We start from the raw sequence: 15,255 nt of genomic DNA, 5'->3' as shown, positions 1-15,255 counted from the left end.
CAACGGACGTAACGGGCGTCATCCAGCTTCCGGAAGGCACTGAAATGTGCATGCCTGGCGATAACGTCAAAATGGACGTCGAACTGATCACTCCGATCGCTATCGAAGCTGGTCTCCGTTTCGCTATTCGTGAAGGCGGCCGTACCGTTGGTGCCGGCGTCGTTTCCGAAATCGAAGGCTAAAATACACCTGCAGCAGAGACGCTCTGCTGTTATAAGGACGAACTACTACAATGTGGTAGTTCGTCCTTTTCTTTATCATGATAGAGATACATATAATGTATGTTAAATCGGTCAGAAAATTTTTGAAATGACTTGAAAAATCCTTGCGTCATGCCCGGTTTTGTAGTAAACTAGGTAAGTACGCGACAACAGGGAAATACTCTCTCGGACGCGCTAAACTATGATATAAGATGTTGCCCGCAAGGCGGGGAAACTCTTATGGAGCAGTCTATTCAACGAAATAGACGTTAGGAGGAATTAAGTAATGGCAAAACAGGAAAGAATTCGTATTCGCCTCAAAGCTTACGATCACAAAACGCTTGATCAGAGCGCGGCGAAAATCGTCGACACGGCGAAACGTACCGGTGCAATGGTATCCGGACCGATTCCGCTTCCGACAGAAAAGAACATCTTCACGATTCTTCGTTCTCCCCATGTTAACAAAGACTCTCGTGAACAGTTCGAACTCCGTACGCACAAACGCTTGATCGATATCCTCGAAGCATCGAACAAAACCGTTGATGCCTTGACTCGTCTCGATCTGCCGGCTGGCGTAGACATCGAAATCAAATTATAGGAGGAGGTGCGATTATGTCTAAAGCTATTTTGGGTAAAAAATTAGGTATGACTCAGGTCTTCACCGAAGAAGGCGCAGTCGTCCCTGTAACCGTCGTCGAAGCTTCCCCGAACGTAGTTGTACGTGTTAAAACCGTTGATACGGACGGATACAACTCCATTCAGCTCGGCTATGGTGAAATCAAAGAAAAACATCTGACGAAACCCGTTAAGGGTCAGTTCGACAAAGCAGGCGTAGCTCCTGTTAAGTATCTTCGCGAATTTCGTTTGACAGATACGCCGGAATATACGGCAGGCCAAACTCTGGCAGCTGATATTTTCGCAAGCGGCGATCTCGTCGACGTAATTGGCACCAGCAAAGGTAAAGGGTTTGCAGGTACTATCAAACGTCACGGTTTCCACCGCGGACCGATGGGGCACGGCTCTAAATCTCATCGTGAACCCGGTTCTCTCGGACCTATGACCAGTGGTGGCGGCGGTAAAGTCGTCAAGGGTAAAAAACTTCCTGGACAAATGGGTGGCAACCAGGCAACCGTTCTTCATCTTTCGATCGTTAAAGTCGATATGGATAAGAACCTCATCTTGGTTAAAGGCGGCATCCCGGGTGCTAAAGGCAGCCTGGTCATGATTCGCGATACCGTAAAACCCCGCTAATAGTTGTCTACAGGAAGGAGGATAAAATATAATGCCAAAAGTAAGCACGTATAATATTGCCGGTGCACAGACCGGTGAAATCGAATTGAACGATAGCGTATTTGGCGTTGAAGTGAACGAAGCCGTTATGCGTCAGGCCGTTCTCCGTCAGCTCGCCAACCAGCGCTTAGGCACACATTCCACTAAGACTCGCGGCCTCGTTCGCGGCGGTGGCAGAAAGCCTTGGAAACAGAAAGGAACCGGCCGGGCCCGTGTAGGTAGTAACCGCAGCCCGTTGTGGGTTGGTGGCGGCACCATTTGGGGTCCCCATCCGCGCTCTTACGAACAGAAAATGCCTCGTAAAGCTCGCCGTCTCGCTGTAAAATCCGCTTTGAGCGATAAAGTCAATACTAATGAATTGTTCGTCCTCGACGAAATCAATCTCGCAGCTCCGAAAACGAAAGAAGTTGTTACGCTCATCAATAACTTCAAATTCGCCGGTGAAAAGGTTCTTTTCATTACCGACAACGATGAAGTTGTAGAACGCTGCGCACGCAACATCAAAGGCGTTAAAGCCATTTCTACGACTGGCGTAAACATCTTTGATTTGCTCCACTACACGAAATTGTTCGTTACGAAGAGCGCTGTCGCTAAGATTGAGGAGGTGCTCGCATAATGAACATGCATGATCTCTTGTTAAAACCGGTCATCACCGAAAAAACGACGATGATGATGTCTGATGGCAAATATACATTTAAAGTACCGCTCCATGCTAACAAAGTTGAAATTCGTAAAGCTGTTGAAGCCATTTTCGGCGTCAAAGTTAAAAGCGTAGCAACACTTCGCACGATGGGTAAATTCAAGCGCATGGGCAAATACATCGGCAAGCGCCCGGATTACAAAAAAGCCATCGTAACCCTTCAGGAAGGCGAAACGATCGAATTCTTCGAAGGAGCTTAAGCATTAACGAATAAGGAGGAGGCACTACAATGGCCATTAAATCATTTAAACCGTACTCCGCTAGCCGCCGTTTCATGACTGTTTCGACATTCGAAGACATTACGGCGTCTAAACCGGAAAAATCCTTATTGGTCAAAGTAACCAATAAGGGCGGTCGTAATAACAGCGGCCGTATGACTGTCCGTCATCAGGGCGGCGGTCATAAACGCCGTTACCGTTTGATCGACTTCAAACGTATTAAAGACAACATCCCGGCAAAAGTTGCGACGATCGAATACGATCCGAACCGCTCTGCCAACATCGCCCTTCTGTTCTATGCAGATGGCGAAAAGAAATACATCATCGCTCCGAACGGCCTTAAAGTCGGCGACGTCGTTTACAGCGGTCCCGAATCGGATATCAAAATCGGCAACGCTTTGCCGCTCCAGAACATCCCCCTCGGTACTCTCGTACACAACGTTGAAATGAAAATCGGCAAGGGCGGCCAGATGGTTCGTTCTGCCGGTGAATCGGCACAGCTCATGGCTAAAGAAGGCAACTATGCACTTCTTCGTCTGCCGTCGGGCGAACTTCGTCAGGTACACATCCGCTGCCGCGCTACCGTCGGTGTCGTAAGCAATACGGATTATGAAAACATCACGATCGGTAAAGCTGGTCGTTCCCGTTGGTTGGGCGTTCGCCCGGGCAACCGTGGTGTCGTCATGAACCCGTGCGATCATCCCCATGGCGGTGGTGAAGGTAAGGCTCCTGTTGGTCGTAAACGCCCGGTTACTCCTTGGGGTAAACCTGCTTATGGCGTCAAGACTCGTGACTCTAAAAAAGCTTCCAATAAGTTTATTGTGAAGAGACGTAAATAAGTGTTGAGGAAAGGAGATAACTAAGTGTCCAGATCCATTAAAAAGGGCCCATTCGTAGCACATCATCTCTTGAAGAAAATCGACGCTATGAACGAAGCCAACGAAAAGAAAGTCATCAAAACCTGGTCCCGTGCATCGATGATCCTGCCGAACTTTGTCGGCCACACTATCGCCGTTCACGACGGCCGGAAACATGTACCTGTCTATATCACTGAAGATATGGTAGGTCATAAATTGGGCGAATTTGCACCGACTCGTACATTCAAGGGTCATGCTAAAGCCGAAAAAGTAACTAGATAAGGGGGTAACATAAATGGCAGTAAAAGCTGTTACGAAACACATTCGCATTGCTCCCCGTAAAATTCGGATTGTTGCTGACTTGGTTCGGGGTAAAAACGTCGGCGAAGCTATCTCTATCTTGAAATTCACTCCGAAAGTGGGTTCTCGTGTAGTTGAAAAGACTTTGCGCAGTGCCGTTGCTAATGCGGAACACAATAACGATATGGACGTTGCAAAATTGTTCATTTCTGAAATTTTTGTTGACCAAGATTCCACGATGAAACGTATTCATCCGCGCAGCCGTGGACAGGCTTTCAAAATTCTCAAACATTCCAGTCATTTGACGGTTGTTGTTGACGAAAAAGCATAAGGAGGGAAATGTAGTGGGTCAGAAAGTTAACGCCCATGGATTCCGCGTCGGCGTTTCCAAACCATGGGACGCAAAATGGTATGCAGAAAAAGATTACGCTGCACTCTTAAATGAAGACGTTAAGATCCGTGAATTCTTAAAGAAACAGTTATACATTGCAGGTGTTTCCCGCATTGAAATCGAACGCTCTGCAAAACGCATCAAATTGGTTATCCATACTGCTAAACCGGGCATGGTCATCGGCCGTGGCGGCGCAGGTATTGAAGATATTAAAAAAGCGTTGAAAGCCTTCACGACGAAGACGGTCGACGTAAACATTGCAGAAATCAAACAGGCTGAAATGGATGCAACCTTGGTTGCTGAAAACGTTGCCAGCCAGCTCGAACGCCGTATCGGCTTCCGCCGCGCTATGAAACAGTGCGTTGGCCGTACGATGCGTATGGGTGCTAAGGGTATCAAGATCATGTGCTCCGGCCGTCTTGGCGGTGCTGAAATCGCTCGCAGCGAAAGCCTCCGCGATGGTTCCATCCCCTTGCACACGCTCCGCGCTGATATCGATTATGGTTTTGCTGAAGCTCATACGACGTATGGCTGCATCGGCATTAAATGCTGGATTTACAAAGGTGAAATCCTCCCGGAAGCTAAAAAAGCTCCGAAAAAGCACGAAGGGAGTGAAGCGTAATGTTAATTCCAAAACGTGTCAAATATCGTAAACAGTTCCGTGGCCGTATGAAAGGCCAGGCACATCGTGGTAATAAAGTCGCTCATGGTGAATATGGTCTCGTCGCTCTCGAACCGTCGTGGATTACGAACCGTCAGATCGAAGCTGCCCGTATCGCTATGACACGTTACATCAAACGTGGCGGTAAAGTTTGGATCAAAATTTTCCCGGACAAACCGGTTACGGCTAAACCGGCTGGTACTCGTATGGGTTCCGGTAAAGGTGCTCCTGAATACTGGGTTGCTGTTGCAAAACCGGGCCGCGTACTCTTTGAAATGGGTGGCGTAAGCGTAGATATTGCTCGTGAAGCAATGCGTCTCGCTGGCCATAAGCTGCCGATTAAAACGAAGTTTGTTGTTAAAGGTCAGGAATTAGGTGGTGAATAAAATGAAGGTTAAAGAAATCCGTGCGCTGAGCGCTGCCGAAATGGATGAAAAAGTGGTTAGCCTGAAAGAAGAATTGTTTAACCTCCGTTTTCAACATGCGACCGGCCAATTAGAAAATCCAATGCGTATCCGCGAAGTTAAAAAGACAATCGCTCGCATCAAAACGGTACAGCGTGAAGCAGAACTGAAAGCGCAGGCGTAAGAACGTCCATAATTGGAATCTAAAAGGAGGTCACAAGCACAGATGGAAAGAAATGAACGTAAAATTCGCGTAGGTAAAGTAGTCAGCGATAAGATGGACAAAACAATTGTCGTTGCTGTAGAATATAAGACACAGCATAAGCTGTATAAAAAGCCGATCATTTCGACGGTTAAATTTAAAGCCCACGATGAAAACAACGAATGCCATATTGGCGACGTAGTTCGTATTGAAGAAACCCGTCCGCTGTCCAAACAGAAACACTGGAGAGTCGTGACGATTGTAGAAAAAGCTAAATAAGCTTCATTAATTAGGAGGTTAAGCCATGATTCAGCAAGAAACTATGTTGAATGTTGCCGACAATACTGGTGCCAAGAAGATTTTGTGCATCCAGGTCATGGGTGGCTCGTATCGTAAATATGGCAACATTGGTGATATCATTACAGCATCTGTTAAAGATGCATCACCCGGTGGCGTTGTCAAGAAGGGCGATGTAGTCAAGGCTGTTATCGTCCGTTCTAAGAAGGGTTTGCGCCGTGCTGACGGTTCCTATATCCGTTTCGACGAAAACGCCGCTGTCGTAATCAACAACAATGATAAAAGTCCGAAAGGTACTCGTATTTTTGGGCCCGTTGCCAGAGAATTGCGTGAAAAAGATTTCATGAAGATTATCTCCCTGGCTCCGGAAGTATTATAAGGAGGGGGTGTTCTCAATGGGTAAAATGCACGTTAAAACAGGCGATACGGTCATTGTCATTGCCGGTAAAGAAAAAGGCAAAAAGGGTAAGGTCATCGCAACGTATCCGAAAAAAGACCGCGTCGTAGTTGAAGGCCTTAACATGGTTAAGCGCCACACGAAACCGAGTCAGAACAATCCTCAAGGCGGCATTATCACCAAGGAAGCAGCTATCCATGTTTCCAACGTAATGCTCGTAGATCCTGAAAGCGGCAAACCGACTCGTGTCAAAATGGTCCAGCAGGCCGACGGCACTAAAGTTCGTACAGCCGTAAAGAGCGGTAAAGCTATCTAAATAAGAAGGGAGGCCCTTGAGAGTGTCCAGATTAAAAGACAAATACCTTTCCGAAGTTGTGAAAGGTTTACAGGAAAAATATAGTTATAAAAATGTAATGCAGATTCCGAAGGTTACCAAAGTTGTTATCAACATGGCCGTTGGCGAAGCTGTTACCAACTCCAAAGCCTTGGATGCTGCTGTTAGCGATATGACCATCATTTCCGGTCAGAAACCGATTATCACGAAAGCTAAGAAATCTATCGCAGCTTTCAAAATCCGTGAAGGCATGAACCTTGGCTGCAAAGTTACGCTTCGCGGCGAACGCATGTATGAGTTCCTCGATAAATTGATGAACTTGACGCTTCCCCGTGTCCGTGACTTCCATGGTGTCAGTGCAACCGGCTTTGACGGCCGCGGCAACTACACCCTCGGCCTGAAGGAACAGCTTATCTTCCCGGAAATCGAATATGATAAGGTTGATAAAGCTCGCGGCATGGATATCACCATCGTTACGACGGCTGCGACCGACGAAGAAGGTCGCGACATGTTGAAACTGATGGGCATGCCTTTTGAAAAGTAATAGAGGAGGATAACATACATGGCAAAGAAATCGATGCTTGAACGTGAAAAGAAACGTGAAAAAATGGTTGCCAAATACGCTAAGCTTCGTGCTGAACTCAAAGCAAAAGGCGACTATGAAGCACTTTCTCAGCTGCCGGCTAACGCATCTCCGGTTCGTCTGCACAACCGCTGCAAAATAACCGGCCGTCCTCACGGTTATATGCGTAAATTTGGCATCTGCCGCATCACATTCCGTGAACTGGCTTATAAAGGTCAGATCCCTGGCGTTAAAAAAGCCAGCTGGTAACACGTATTCCATGGAGGGAGGTTTTTAGATTATGGCAATGACCGATCCGATTGCGGATATGCTCACAAGAATCCGTAATGCTAACTCGGCATATCACGAAAAAGTAGAAATCCCTGCTTCGAAGATTAAAGCAGCAATGCTCGACATCCTCAAAGAAGAAGGTTTCGTCAAAAACTACGAATCCGTAAACGAAGGCAAAACGCTGAAAGTTACGTTGAAATATGGTTCTAATAAAGAAAAAGTAATTACCGGCATCAAGAGAATTTCCAAACCGGGCCTGCGCGTATACGCTGGCAAGGAAGAACTCCCGCGCGTTCTCGGTGGTTTGGGGATCGCTGTAATTTCTACGTCTCAAGGCGTTATGAGCGACAAACAGGCTCGTAAACTCGGCTTGGGCGGCGAAGTTCTCGCTTACGTCTGGTAAATTTTGGAGGTGTCAATATGTCCCGAGTAGGTAGAATGCCTATTGATATTCCGGCAGGCGTAAATGTAAACCTCGATGGCCACGTAATTACCGTAAAAGGCCCGAAAGGCGAACTCACACGTACGCTTCACCAGGATATGAAAGTCACAATTAATGACAACGTTATCACTGTAGAACGTCCGTCTGACGATAAAAATCACCGTGCACTGCACGGCCTCACCCGCGCACTCGTAGCCAACATGGTAAAAGGTGTTTCGGAAGGCTTCAAAAAGGAATTGGAAATCGTCGGTGTTGGTTACAGAGCACAGATGAAAGGCAAAAAACTCGCCTTGACCCTGGGTTTCTCCCATCCCCTCGAACTCGATGCTCCCGCTGGTGTTACGATTGAATGCCCGAGTGCAACGCAGATCCACATTTCCGGTGCAGACAACGAAGTTGTCGGTGAATTCGCTGCTAAAGTTCGCGGCTACCGTCTCCCTGAACCGTATAAGGGCAAAGGTATCCGTTATGTTGGCGAACATGTCCGTCGTAAAGCCGGTAAAGCTGGTACTAAGAAATAAGTAACATTTAATTAGAAAGGAGTGAATTCCTTGAATAAGAGTAAAAACACAATCCGTTTGAAACGGCATTGGCGTTTACGCAAGAACATCAACGGCACGGCAGAACGTCCTCGTCTCAACGTTTTCCGCAGCCTTAACAATATCTATGCCCAGGTCATCGACGACGTAAACGGCGTAACCTTGGTCGCAGCTAGCTCTTTGGACAAAGAACTGAAAGATCAGAACGTCACCGGCGGCAACGCTGAAGGTGCAAAATTGGTAGGTGCTTTGGTTGCCAAACGCGCTGTTGAAAAAGGTATTACGACTGTTGTTTTCGACCGTGGCGGTTACATCTATCACGGCCGTGTCGCAGCTCTCGCAGAAGCAGCTCGTGAAGCTGGCTTGAAATTCTAATCAAGGAGGAAATAACACATGGCAAAAGTTGACCATGCAGGTCTCGAATTACAGGAAAATGTAGTATTCATCAACCGTGTTGCTAAGGTAGTTAAAGGCGGCCGTCGTTTTTCCTTCAGTGCCCTCGTTGTTGTCGGTGACGGCAATGGCCGTGTTGGCGCAGGTTTAGGTAAAGCCGGCGAAGTTCCTGAAGCAATCCGCAAAGGCGTTGAAGACGCTAAGAAACATATGATTTCCGTTCCGTTGAAAAACGGTTCCATTCCCCATAAAGTTACGGGTATTTTCGGCGCAGGCCAGGTATTCCTGAAACCGGCTGCTGAAGGTACTGGCGTTATTGCCGGCGGCCCGGTTCGTGCCGTATTGGAACTGGCTGGCGTCCGCAACATCCTCACCAAATCGATCGGTTCTTCCAACCCGAACAACATGGTTCAGGCTACGCTCGAAGGTTTGAGCAGCTTGAAGGATGTCAATAAAGTTGCTGAACTCCGTGGCAAAACTGTAGAAGAAATTTACGGTTAATAAGGAGGATATAACAAGATGGCTCAGGTTAAAGTTACACTCGTAAAGAGTTTGGCTGGCCGTCCTGGTGATCAGCGTGCAACCATCGTTGCTCTCGGTCTCCACAAGACGAACTCCAGCGTAGTAAAAGAAGTAACCCCCCAGATTAAAGGGATGCTTCACAAAGTAGAACACTTGGTAAAAGTAGAAGAAATTTAATATAGAAGGAGGTGCGCTGAATTGAAACTTCATGAAATGAGTATTGTTCCTGGTTCCAAGAAAAAACGTAACCGCGTCGGCCGTGGTATCGGTTCCGGCAACGGCAAAACGGCCGGTAAAGGTATGAAAGGTCAGCTTTCTCGTAGCGGCGGCGGTAAGCGCCCGGGCTTCGAAGGTGGCCAGATGCCGCTGTATCGTTTGCTCCCGAAACGTGGTTTTACCAACATTTGGGCTAAAGAATATGCAGAAGTTAACGTTTCTGTACTCAACCGCTTTGAAGACGGTGCTACCGTTGATCCCGTTGCTTTAGTCGAAGCCGGCATCGTTAAGAATGTCCGCGACGGCATCCGTATCCTCGGCAATGGCGATCTCGAAAAGAAACTCACCGTCGTAGCCAATGGTTTCACGAAATCTGCTAAAGAAAAGATTGAAGCTGCAGGTGGTAAGGTTGTAGTACCGGGAGAAGAACCGGTAGCAGAACAGTAGGGGTGATTTGCGATGTTAGAGAACATCCAAAACGTACTTAACGTTCCGGAATTCCGGAAACGGGCGGTCTTCACTCTTATCATGTTCGTCGTTTTCAGACTGGGTGTCCACATTCCCGTACCGGGTGTCGACTCTTCGGTCATTGAAAACCTCTTCAGCAGCGGCAACTTGTTCGGGCTTCTCGACTTGTTCGCCGGCGGAGCACTGAGTAAGTTCTCCATCCTGGCTATGAGCATCACGCCGTACATCAACGCGTCGATTATCATGCAGCTGCTGACCGCCGTCGTTCCGACCTTTGAACAATGGGCAAAGGACAATCAAGAAGGCCGCGATAAGATTCAAAAGGTCACGCGGTACGGCACGGTTGTCCTGGCTTTGATTCAGGCCTTTGCCATGAGCTATGCCTTGAAAGTCAACGGTGCTCTCATCGTCGACAGCTGGGCCATGGTCGTCATGGTATCACTGATTCTCACGGCAGGGACTTGTTTCCTCATGTGGCTCGGTGACCAGATCACAGCCGGTGGTATCGGCAATGGTATTTCCCTTATCATCTTCGCCGGTATCGTAGCACGCTTCCCGCAGGGCGTCATGACGATTTATCAGTATATTCAGGCCGGTTCGATTAATATCTTCCAGGCCTTACTTTTTGTTGTCATCGCCTTATTCATGATCATCGTGGTCATCGAAGTTACGCAGGGACAGCGGCGTGTTGCGGTCCAATATGCAAAACGCATTGTCGGCCGTAAGATGTACGGAGGTCATTCGACACATATTCCGCTGAAAGTCAACCAGGCCGGCGTTATCCCCATCATCTTTGCATCGTCTGTACTGATGTTCCCGATTACGATCGCTCAATTCGTACAGAATGACACAGTCCAATGGATTGCCAGCTACTTTGCATGGGGCACCGTTACCAATACGGTCATGTACGCCGTTCTGATCATGTTCTTCACATATTTCTACACGGCTATTTCGCTGAATATCCCGCAGCTTACGGAAAATATGCAGAAGTATGGCGGCTTCATTCCGGGCATCCGTCCGGGTCAGCCGACCGCTATGTATATCGATCGCATCATGACGAGAATTACCCTCGCCGGTGCCTTCTTCTTAGCTTTCATCGCCATCTTGCCGAACTTCATCGGCTGGATTACAGGCATTGAAGGGGTTTACTTCGGCGGTACAGCCATCCTCATCGTCGTCGGTGTTGCTATCGATACGATGAAGCAGGCAGAATCCTTAGTTTTGAATAGACAATATCAAGGATTTATGAAATAATAAGGGGGTAGTTTGAGTGTATATTCTTTTAATGGGCCCTCCGGGCGCCGGCAAAGGTACCCAGGCTGAACGATTGATTGACAAATATGGTATTCCCCAGATTTCGACAGGCGATATGTTCCGGGCAGCTGTAAAAGAACAGACTCCGCTCGGCCTTGAAGCCAAAAAGTATATGGACAACGGCCAGCTCGTACCCGATGCTGTTACCGTCGGAATTGTCAAGGAACGTCTTTCTAAAGACGACTGCAAAAAAGGCTTTATCCTCGACGGCTTCCCGCGTACGACCAGCCAGGCTGTATCCCTCGATGCCATCCTTCGGGACCTCGGCATCAAACTCGATGGCGTCATCAACATCGCCGTTCCGGATGAAGAACTCATCAAGCGGACGACGGGCCGTCAGATCTGCCGCTCTTGCGGTACGACATACCATGTCACATTCAAACCGTCCAAGGTAAAGAACGTTTGCGATAAATGCGGCGGTGAATTATACCAGCGCGACGACGACAAAGTAGAAACCGTCAAAAAGCGTCTGAGTGTATACGCTGCACAGACGAAACCGCTCATTGACTACTATAAAAATTCCAATCTCTATATTGAAATTGATGGAGAACAGAATATGGATGATGTATATAAAGACATCATCGCTAGTCTTGAAAAGAGTAAATAAGCATGATCATCTTAAAATCAAAACGGGAAATTGAATATATTCGCGACGCTGGCCGTATTACGGCCAATGCCTTAGCTCTCATGAAGAAGCTGGCAAAGCCCGGCATTACGACGGGTGAGCTGGACCAGCGCTGTGAAGACTATATCCGCAGTTGCGGCGCTTTTCCGAGCTGTAAAGGATACTACGGATTCCCGGCAACTATTTGCGCCAGCGTAAATGAAGAAGTCGTCCATGGGATTCCTGGCCATCGCAAGCTTAAAGATGGCGATATAATCAGCGTTGATTTAGTTGTAAATAAAAATGGCTACCATGGCGATTCGACGGTAACGATTCCTGTCGGCCACGTGAACCCGGCAACCCTCAAGTTATTGAAGGTTACTGAAGAATGCCTTTACAAGGGCATTGAACAGGCTGTAGCCGGCAACCACCTTGGCGATATCGGTCATGCCGTCCAAGCCTATGCTGAATCCTTTGGATACAGCGTCGTCCGAGATTACGTCGGTCACGGCATTGGTACGGATATGCACGAAGATCCGGAAGTACCGAACTACGGTACGCCCGGTCACGGTGAATTGTTGGAACCGGGCATGGTCCTGGCTCTGGAACCGATGATCAATATGGGTACGGAAAAAGTCCGCCAGTTGAAAAACGGCTGGACTGTCGTCACACAAGACGGCAAACCGGCAGCCCACTTCGAACATACAGTAGCAATCACGGAAAACGGCCCTGAAATTCTGACCTTACCGGATGAATGATGGAACGAACTCCGATGATACCTGTCTGCACGGTCGTAGAATGTCTGGCAGGCAAGGATAAAGGCTGCTTGTATGTTGTTGTCGGCAGTTTGGCTTATCCCTACGTATGGATTGCTGACGGTAGAAAGTACAACCTGGATAAGCCGAAGAAAAAGAACTGCCGGCATCTCCGGATATTGGGAACGAGCGTATCTGAAGGAAGCGCTGGTCCCACGAGAATCAGCAATGAATGGATACGGTCCGTCTTAAACCGGGCTATGAAGAATTGACCAGGGAGGTTACTATGTCGAAGGTAGATGTCATTGAAGTAGAAGGCGTCGTCGTTGAAGCCTTGCCAAACGCCATGTTCAAAGTAAAACTTGAAAATGAACACATCGTGTTGGCTCATGTCTCCGGTAAAATGCGTATGAATTTCATTCGTATCCTTCCGGGCGACCGAGTCACACTTGAATTGACACCGTATGATCTGAATCGCGGTCGTATTACATACCGCTTTAAGTAAGAGTATTACGCAGGAGGTTAATAATGAAGGTAAAACCGTCAGTAAAAAAGATTTGCGAAAAATGCAAAATCATCAAACGTAAAGGCCGTGTCATGGTCATTTGCGAAAATCCGAAACATAAACAGAAACAGGGTTAATAAGCAGGAGGTGAATGAATAGATGGCACGTATAGCCGGTGTGGATTTACCACGTGATAAACGAGTTGAAATTGGTTTGACTTACATTTTAGGTATTGGTCTTTCTTCTTCCCAGGAAATCTTGGCGAAGACTGGCGTAAACCCGGATACCCGCGTTCGCGATTTGACAGAAGACGAAGTACAGAAAATTCGTGAAGTCATCGGTTCTGATTATAAAGTTGAAGGCGATCTTCGCCGCGACACAGCACTCAACATTAAACGCCTGATCGAAGTTAATTCGTATCGTGGCAAACGCCATCGCGCAGGTCTTCCCGTTCGCGGTCAGCGCACCAAGACCAATGCACGTACGCGTAAAGGTCCGAGAAAAGCTGTTGCAGGTAAGAAGAAATAAGATTCTCTAAGTAAGGAGGGAAACGATTTTGGCTAAGAATGTCAGAAGCAATAAAAGAAAAGAAAAGAAACATGTAGAATCGGGCGCAGCTCATATTCGTTCTACATTCAACAATACAATCGTTACGATTAGTGATACAAAAGGCAATGCACTGTCTTGGGCAAGTGCCGGCGGCCTCGGTTTCCGCGGTTCCCGTAAGAGCACTCCGTTCGCTGCACAGATGGCTGCTGAACAGGCTGCAAAAGCAGCTATGGAACATGGCCTTCGTCAGGTAGAAGTCTTCGTAAAAGGTCCGGGTTCGGGTCGTGAAGCTGCTATCCGCGCATTACAGGCAGCTGGTCTCGAAGTAAACTCCATCAAAGACGTAACGCCTATCCCGCATAACGGTTGCCGTCCGCCTAAACGGAGACGCGTATAATCGATGATTAACCAAGGTGTTTTGATTCTGAAATAGGAGGATTTTCCTAATGAGCGAAGATAACAAATTTAAAGTTAAAACCGTCGAAGTAAACGACGGCGGTACCTATGGAAAATTCGTATGCGAACCTCTGGATCGGGGTTACGGAATCACATTGGGTAATAGTTTGCGGCGTGTCCTCCTGGCATCACTGGATGGCGTAGCAATCACTTCGATTAAAATCGATGGTGTTCTCCATGAATTTTCGACGATTCCCGGTGTTCGGGAAGACGTTTCGGAAATCATCCTCAACCTCAAGCAGGTTCGGATTAAATTCTTGGATGATGATGTAGATGAAGTCGACATCACTATCGATATCTCTGGTGAATGTGAATTCACCGCAAACGATCTTAACGTAAACTCAGACATTGAAATTTTAAACCCGGATCTCCATATCGCTACCCTCGATTCGGAAGCTGACATCCACATGCAGTGCCACATCGAACGCGGTAAGGGCTATGTTCCGTCCACGCAGAACAAGAAGGAAACGGATATGATCGGAGTCATTCCTATCGATTCCATCTTCTCTCCGATTGTTCGCACGAACTACAGTGTCGGAAATATCCGGGTAGGCAACGAAATGGACTATGATTCGTTGACCCTTGAAGTAACGACTGATGGCAGCATTACCACTGAAAATGCTGTTGCCAAAGCTGCATCGATTATGATCAGCTACTTAAACTACTTCCAGAACATTGCAACCGATGCTAAGGTAAACGATGAAAAAGCCATCTTTACCGATGAAGACAGCGATGCTGCGGAAGAAACGACAGAACCGGATAAGGGTACGATTAAAATCGAAATCCTTGATCTCTCGGTCCGTGCTTCGAACTGCTTGAAGCGTGCGAACATCTACACCATAGCTGATCTCACGGAACGGACGGAAGACGACTTGTCGAAGATTCGCAACCTCGGCAAGAAATCTGTCGATGAAATTATTGAAAAGTTAGAAATGCACAACTACTACTTAAAATCGAGTAATGAAGAATAGTTCGAGGAGGATGAACAATGGCTTATAGAAAGTTGGGACGAGACAGCTCCGCACGTAAAGCATTGCTGCGCAGCATTGTCACCTCTTTATTCCAGCATGAACGCATTGAAACGACGGAAGCAAAGGCAAAAGAACTTCGCAAAGTCGCTGATAAAATGCTTACCCTCGCAAAACGCGGTGATCTCCACGCTCGCCGTCAGGCTTTGGCATACATGGTGGATGAAGATGTTGTCAAAAAACTGTTTGACGAAATTGCACCGAAATACACCGATCGTCAGGGCGGTTATACTCGCATCATCAAGACTGGCGTTCGTCAGGGCGATGCTGCTCCGATGGTAATCATCGAATTAGTATAAACGTATGAATGAGAAGGAGCTGTCCTGAGACAGCTCCTTTTTGTGTATACCCGTTCGGAAA

At 47.5% G+C, this 15,255-nt stretch carries 30 protein-coding genes and 1 pseudogene; all 31 read left to right on the top strand.

Annotation, left to right across the window (positions count from 1 at the left end):
* Positions 1-182: pseudogene (gene tuf, locus QZQ46_RS04705) on the top strand (elongation factor Tu); the annotation flags it as partial.
* Positions 183-486: 304 nt separating this feature from the next.
* The gene (gene rpsJ / locus QZQ46_RS04700) at positions 487-798 is read left to right on the top strand and encodes a 30S ribosomal protein S10 (RefSeq protein WP_014015734.1); all 312 of its coding nucleotides are present in this window, start codon (positions 487-489) and stop codon (positions 796-798) included.
* A 14-nt stretch (positions 799-812) separates the two neighbouring features.
* Positions 813-1,451, top strand: coding sequence for a 50S ribosomal protein L3 (gene rplC, locus QZQ46_RS04695; RefSeq protein ID WP_044505175.1), 639 nt, complete (start codon positions 813-815; stop codon positions 1,449-1,451).
* Positions 1,452-1,482: 31 nt separating this feature from the next.
* Entirely contained in the window at positions 1,483-2,106 is a 624-nt protein-coding gene (gene rplD / locus QZQ46_RS04690) for a 50S ribosomal protein L4 (protein ID WP_062411226.1), read from the top strand.
* On the top strand, positions 2,106-2,390 hold the full coding sequence (gene rplW, locus QZQ46_RS04685) for a 50S ribosomal protein L23 (protein WP_044505173.1): 285 nt from the start codon (positions 2,106-2,108) through the stop codon (positions 2,388-2,390). Before rplD ends, rplW begins: the two co-directional genes overlap by 1 nt.
* A gap of 29 nt (positions 2,391-2,419) precedes the next feature.
* Entirely contained in the window at positions 2,420-3,247 is an 828-nt protein-coding gene (rplB, locus tag QZQ46_RS04680; RefSeq protein WP_296827260.1) for a 50S ribosomal protein L2, read from the top strand.
* A gap of 24 nt (positions 3,248-3,271) precedes the next feature.
* Positions 3,272-3,547, top strand: a complete 276-nt coding sequence (rpsS, locus tag QZQ46_RS04675) for a 30S ribosomal protein S19 (protein ID WP_044505171.1) — start codon at positions 3,272-3,274, stop codon at positions 3,545-3,547.
* Between the two features lie 13 nt (positions 3,548-3,560).
* Complete coding sequence (rplV, locus tag QZQ46_RS04670; protein ID WP_044505170.1) at positions 3,561-3,896, top strand: 50S ribosomal protein L22; 336 nt, start codon at positions 3,561-3,563, stop codon at positions 3,894-3,896.
* 13 nt (positions 3,897-3,909) lie between these two features.
* Positions 3,910-4,578: a 30S ribosomal protein S3 gene (gene rpsC, locus QZQ46_RS04665; RefSeq protein ID WP_044505169.1), complete on the top strand. Its 669-nt coding sequence runs from the start codon at positions 3,910-3,912 to the stop codon at positions 4,576-4,578.
* Positions 4,578-5,003 carry a 50S ribosomal protein L16 gene (rplP, locus tag QZQ46_RS04660; RefSeq protein WP_296827257.1) on the top strand — a complete coding sequence of 142 codons (426 nt, stop codon included), beginning with the start codon at positions 4,578-4,580 and terminating at the stop codon, positions 5,001-5,003. Before rpsC ends, rplP begins: the two co-directional genes overlap by 1 nt.
* A 1-nt stretch (position 5,004) precedes the next feature.
* Complete coding sequence (gene rpmC / locus QZQ46_RS04655; protein WP_014015743.1) at positions 5,005-5,205, top strand: 50S ribosomal protein L29; 201 nt, start codon at positions 5,005-5,007, stop codon at positions 5,203-5,205.
* Positions 5,206-5,247: 42 nt separating this feature from the next.
* Entirely contained in the window at positions 5,248-5,502 is a 255-nt protein-coding gene (gene rpsQ / locus QZQ46_RS04650; RefSeq protein ID WP_044505167.1) for a 30S ribosomal protein S17, read from the top strand.
* A 25-nt stretch (positions 5,503-5,527) separates the two neighbouring features.
* Positions 5,528-5,899, top strand: coding sequence for a 50S ribosomal protein L14 (gene rplN, locus QZQ46_RS04645; RefSeq protein WP_044505166.1), 372 nt, complete (start codon positions 5,528-5,530; stop codon positions 5,897-5,899).
* Between the two features lie 25 nt (positions 5,900-5,924).
* Positions 5,925-6,233: a 50S ribosomal protein L24 gene (gene rplX / locus QZQ46_RS04640; RefSeq protein ID WP_366134663.1), complete on the top strand. Its 309-nt coding sequence runs from the start codon at positions 5,925-5,927 to the stop codon at positions 6,231-6,233.
* A 22-nt stretch (positions 6,234-6,255) separates the two neighbouring features.
* Positions 6,256-6,795, top strand: a complete 540-nt coding sequence (gene rplE, locus QZQ46_RS04635) for a 50S ribosomal protein L5 (RefSeq protein ID WP_044505164.1) — start codon at positions 6,256-6,258, stop codon at positions 6,793-6,795.
* Positions 6,796-6,813: 18 nt separating this feature from the next.
* On the top strand, positions 6,814-7,083 hold the full coding sequence (rpsN, locus tag QZQ46_RS04630; RefSeq protein ID WP_044505163.1) for a 30S ribosomal protein S14: 270 nt from the start codon (positions 6,814-6,816) through the stop codon (positions 7,081-7,083).
* Between the two features lie 31 nt (positions 7,084-7,114).
* Positions 7,115-7,507, top strand: a complete 393-nt coding sequence (gene rpsH / locus QZQ46_RS04625; protein ID WP_044505162.1) for a 30S ribosomal protein S8 — start codon at positions 7,115-7,117, stop codon at positions 7,505-7,507.
* Positions 7,508-7,524: 17 nt separating this feature from the next.
* Positions 7,525-8,067 carry a 50S ribosomal protein L6 gene (gene rplF / locus QZQ46_RS04620; RefSeq protein ID WP_044505161.1) on the top strand — a complete coding sequence of 181 codons (543 nt, stop codon included), beginning with the start codon at positions 7,525-7,527 and terminating at the stop codon, positions 8,065-8,067.
* A gap of 30 nt (positions 8,068-8,097) precedes the next feature.
* Positions 8,098-8,460: a 50S ribosomal protein L18 gene (rplR, locus tag QZQ46_RS04615; protein WP_081651747.1), complete on the top strand. Its 363-nt coding sequence runs from the start codon at positions 8,098-8,100 to the stop codon at positions 8,458-8,460.
* Positions 8,461-8,478: 18 nt separating this feature from the next.
* A complete protein-coding gene (rpsE, locus tag QZQ46_RS04610; RefSeq protein ID WP_044505159.1) occupies positions 8,479-8,979 on the top strand; it encodes a 30S ribosomal protein S5 in 501 nt (166 codons plus the stop codon).
* Between the two features lie 18 nt (positions 8,980-8,997).
* Positions 8,998-9,177: a 50S ribosomal protein L30 gene (gene rpmD / locus QZQ46_RS04605; RefSeq protein WP_014015753.1), complete on the top strand. Its 180-nt coding sequence runs from the start codon at positions 8,998-9,000 to the stop codon at positions 9,175-9,177.
* 21 nt (positions 9,178-9,198) lie between these two features.
* Entirely contained in the window at positions 9,199-9,663 is a 465-nt protein-coding gene (gene rplO / locus QZQ46_RS04600) for a 50S ribosomal protein L15 (RefSeq protein WP_296827251.1), read from the top strand.
* 12 nt (positions 9,664-9,675) lie between these two features.
* Positions 9,676-10,938: a preprotein translocase subunit SecY gene (secY, locus tag QZQ46_RS04595; protein WP_296827249.1), complete on the top strand. Its 1,263-nt coding sequence runs from the start codon at positions 9,676-9,678 to the stop codon at positions 10,936-10,938.
* A gap of 16 nt (positions 10,939-10,954) precedes the next feature.
* Positions 10,955-11,605 carry an adenylate kinase gene (locus QZQ46_RS04590; RefSeq protein WP_044505156.1) on the top strand — a complete coding sequence of 217 codons (651 nt, stop codon included), beginning with the start codon at positions 10,955-10,957 and terminating at the stop codon, positions 11,603-11,605.
* A gap of 2 nt (positions 11,606-11,607) precedes the next feature.
* The gene (map, locus tag QZQ46_RS04585) at positions 11,608-12,360 is read left to right on the top strand and encodes a type I methionyl aminopeptidase (RefSeq protein ID WP_296827247.1); all 753 of its coding nucleotides are present in this window, start codon (positions 11,608-11,610) and stop codon (positions 12,358-12,360) included.
* A 283-nt stretch (positions 12,361-12,643) separates the two neighbouring features.
* Positions 12,644-12,862: a translation initiation factor IF-1 gene (gene infA, locus QZQ46_RS04580; protein WP_044505153.1), complete on the top strand. Its 219-nt coding sequence runs from the start codon at positions 12,644-12,646 to the stop codon at positions 12,860-12,862.
* Between the two features lie 23 nt (positions 12,863-12,885).
* Complete coding sequence (gene rpmJ / locus QZQ46_RS04575) at positions 12,886-12,999, top strand: 50S ribosomal protein L36 (RefSeq protein ID WP_007391661.1); 114 nt, start codon at positions 12,886-12,888, stop codon at positions 12,997-12,999.
* 22 nt (positions 13,000-13,021) lie between these two features.
* The gene (gene rpsM / locus QZQ46_RS04570; protein WP_296827243.1) at positions 13,022-13,390 is read left to right on the top strand and encodes a 30S ribosomal protein S13; all 369 of its coding nucleotides are present in this window, start codon (positions 13,022-13,024) and stop codon (positions 13,388-13,390) included.
* Between the two features lie 28 nt (positions 13,391-13,418).
* Entirely contained in the window at positions 13,419-13,808 is a 390-nt protein-coding gene (rpsK, locus tag QZQ46_RS04565) for a 30S ribosomal protein S11 (RefSeq protein ID WP_044505151.1), read from the top strand.
* A gap of 49 nt (positions 13,809-13,857) precedes the next feature.
* On the top strand, positions 13,858-14,838 hold the full coding sequence (locus QZQ46_RS04560) for a DNA-directed RNA polymerase subunit alpha (protein ID WP_296827242.1): 981 nt from the start codon (positions 13,858-13,860) through the stop codon (positions 14,836-14,838).
* Between the two features lie 17 nt (positions 14,839-14,855).
* Positions 14,856-15,194 carry a 50S ribosomal protein L17 gene (rplQ, locus tag QZQ46_RS04555; RefSeq protein WP_062411233.1) on the top strand — a complete coding sequence of 113 codons (339 nt, stop codon included), beginning with the start codon at positions 14,856-14,858 and terminating at the stop codon, positions 15,192-15,194.
* Positions 15,195-15,255 lie beyond the last annotated feature (61 nt).

It is taken from the genome of uncultured Megasphaera sp. (genome assembly GCF_900539295.1).
GTDB lineage: Bacteria > Bacillota > Negativicutes > Veillonellales > Megasphaeraceae > Megasphaera.
The sequence above is the reverse complement of the archived record's forward strand: the minus strand, read 5'-3'. Positions and strand labels throughout refer to the sequence as shown.

Bases quoted from the DNA above. Each gene is read 5' to 3' on its own strand.
- rpsJ (WP_014015734.1), top strand. From the start codon at position 487: ATGGCAAAACAGGAAAGAATTCGTATTCGCCTCAAAGCTTACGATCAC.
- rplC (WP_044505175.1), top strand. From the start codon at position 813: ATGTCTAAAGCTATTTTGGGTAAAAAATTAGGTATGACTCAGGTCTTC.
- rplD (WP_062411226.1), top strand. From the start codon at position 1,483: ATGCCAAAAGTAAGCACGTATAATATTGCCGGTGCACAGACCGGTGAA.
- rplW (WP_044505173.1), top strand. From the start codon at position 2,106: ATGAACATGCATGATCTCTTGTTAAAACCGGTCATCACCGAAAAAACG.
- rplB (WP_296827260.1), top strand. From the start codon at position 2,420: ATGGCCATTAAATCATTTAAACCGTACTCCGCTAGCCGCCGTTTCATG.
- rplV (WP_044505170.1), top strand. From the start codon at position 3,561: ATGGCAGTAAAAGCTGTTACGAAACACATTCGCATTGCTCCCCGTAAA.
- rplP (WP_296827257.1), top strand. From the start codon at position 4,578: ATGTTAATTCCAAAACGTGTCAAATATCGTAAACAGTTCCGTGGCCGT.
- rpmC (WP_014015743.1), top strand. From the start codon at position 5,005: ATGAAGGTTAAAGAAATCCGTGCGCTGAGCGCTGCCGAAATGGATGAA.
- rpsQ (WP_044505167.1), top strand. From the start codon at position 5,248: ATGGAAAGAAATGAACGTAAAATTCGCGTAGGTAAAGTAGTCAGCGAT.
- rplN (WP_044505166.1), top strand. From the start codon at position 5,528: ATGATTCAGCAAGAAACTATGTTGAATGTTGCCGACAATACTGGTGCC.
- rplX (WP_366134663.1), top strand. From the start codon at position 5,925: ATGCACGTTAAAACAGGCGATACGGTCATTGTCATTGCCGGTAAAGAA.
- rpsN (WP_044505163.1), top strand. From the start codon at position 6,814: ATGGCAAAGAAATCGATGCTTGAACGTGAAAAGAAACGTGAAAAAATG.
- rpsH (WP_044505162.1), top strand. From the start codon at position 7,115: ATGGCAATGACCGATCCGATTGCGGATATGCTCACAAGAATCCGTAAT.
- rplF (WP_044505161.1), top strand. From the start codon at position 7,525: ATGTCCCGAGTAGGTAGAATGCCTATTGATATTCCGGCAGGCGTAAAT.
- rpsE (WP_044505159.1), top strand. From the start codon at position 8,479: ATGGCAAAAGTTGACCATGCAGGTCTCGAATTACAGGAAAATGTAGTA.
- rpmD (WP_014015753.1), top strand. From the start codon at position 8,998: ATGGCTCAGGTTAAAGTTACACTCGTAAAGAGTTTGGCTGGCCGTCCT.
- secY (WP_296827249.1), top strand. From the start codon at position 9,676: ATGTTAGAGAACATCCAAAACGTACTTAACGTTCCGGAATTCCGGAAA.
- map (WP_296827247.1), top strand. From the start codon at position 11,608: ATGATCATCTTAAAATCAAAACGGGAAATTGAATATATTCGCGACGCT.
- infA (WP_044505153.1), top strand. From the start codon at position 12,644: ATGTCGAAGGTAGATGTCATTGAAGTAGAAGGCGTCGTCGTTGAAGCC.
- rpmJ (WP_007391661.1), top strand. From the start codon at position 12,886: ATGAAGGTAAAACCGTCAGTAAAAAAGATTTGCGAAAAATGCAAAATC.
- rpsM (WP_296827243.1), top strand. From the start codon at position 13,022: ATGGCACGTATAGCCGGTGTGGATTTACCACGTGATAAACGAGTTGAA.
- QZQ46_RS04560 (WP_296827242.1), top strand. From the start codon at position 13,858: ATGAGCGAAGATAACAAATTTAAAGTTAAAACCGTCGAAGTAAACGAC.
- rplQ (WP_062411233.1), top strand. From the start codon at position 14,856: ATGGCTTATAGAAAGTTGGGACGAGACAGCTCCGCACGTAAAGCATTG.